We start from the raw sequence: 1,100 nt of genomic DNA, 5'->3' as shown, positions 1-1,100 counted from the left end.
GACCTGCGGGAGCACGGCGGAGAACCGTGTCATCCTTGGGCTTTGATCCCGCACCTCAGCTCGCTTCTCCGCCGTTCGGGTCCGCTCGAACGGTTGCTAGGGCCTTGAGCCCGCATGGCAAGGAGGAGCTCGCTCATGACCGGATCTCACTGTGGCGCCGTGATCGGCGTCGATGTCTCGAAGTCCTGGCTGGATGTGGCGTCCGGTCCGGACGGGCCGGTGCGGCGCGTGGCCAACACACGTGACGCGGTGGCCTCACTGGCGCGGGAATGGCGGGCGGACGGTCCGCCGCGCCTGATTCTGGCCGAGGCCACGGGCGGTTATGAACTGACCCTGGTGCGCGCGCTGCAGGCGGCCGGGCTCGCCGTGTGCGTGGTCAACCCGCGCCAGGTGCGCGACTTCGCCCGGGCGACGGGCCGCCTCGCCAAGACCGATGCGCTCGATGCGCGCATCATTGCCCGCTTCGCCGAGGCCGTTCCCCAGCGCCCGCTCGCGCCCGTCACGCCCGGACGCGGCACCCTGCGCGCCCTCGTGGCCCGGCGGCGCCAGGTGATCGAGATGATCGTGGCGGAGAAGAACCGCCTTGAACAGGCCGGCCCGGCGGTCGAAGGGCTCATCGCCGAGCATCTCGCCGGGCTCAAGTCGCAGCTCGCCAATGTCGACCTCGCCATCGCGCTCGCGGTGGAGGCCGAGAGCGAGCTGGCCAGCCGGCGGGCACTCCTGACCAGCGTGCCCGGTGTGGGGGAGCTGACTGCCGCGATCATCCTCGCCGAACTGCCCGAACTGGGGCAGATCGGCCCCAAACAGGCCTCCGCTCTCGTCGGCGTCGCACCGGTCAACCGCGATTCCGGCCAGTGGCGCGGACAGCGCCATATCGGCGGGGGACGGGCCACCGTGCGCTGCGCGCTCTACATGGCCACTCTCTCCGCAGTACGCCACGAACCCGGTCTCAAGGCCTTCTACAAGCGCCTGCGAAGCAACGGAAAACCGGCCAAGGTCGCCCTCATCGCCGCAACCCGGAAACTCACCATTCTCCTCAACACCCTCGTCGCCAGAAACCAGACCTGGAACAACCCGCAACAACACGGTTGCTGAGGTGC

The 1,100-nt window shown here is 69.5% G+C and carries 1 protein-coding gene; it reads left to right on the top strand.

Annotated features, from left to right (window positions below; translation table 11 throughout):
- Window positions 1-135 precede the first annotated feature (135 nt).
- Window positions 136-1,095, top strand: a complete 960-nt coding sequence (locus ACFOOR_RS07730; protein WP_343165814.1) for an IS110 family transposase — start codon at window positions 136-138, stop codon at window positions 1,093-1,095.
- The last annotated feature ends 5 nt before the right edge of the window (window positions 1,096-1,100 follow it).

This window comes from Hyphobacterium vulgare, assembly GCF_042643335.1.
GTDB lineage: Bacteria > Pseudomonadota > Alphaproteobacteria > Caulobacterales > Maricaulaceae > Hyphobacterium > Hyphobacterium vulgare.
Note: the sequence above shows the minus strand (reverse complement) of the source record. Positions and strands in the feature narration are given on the sequence as shown.

What these genes read in the sequence shown, in the direction of transcription:
- ACFOOR_RS07730 (WP_343165814.1), top strand. Translation starts at nt 136, where the DNA reads ATGACCGGATCTCACTGTGGCGCCGTGATCGGCGTCGATGTCTCGAAG.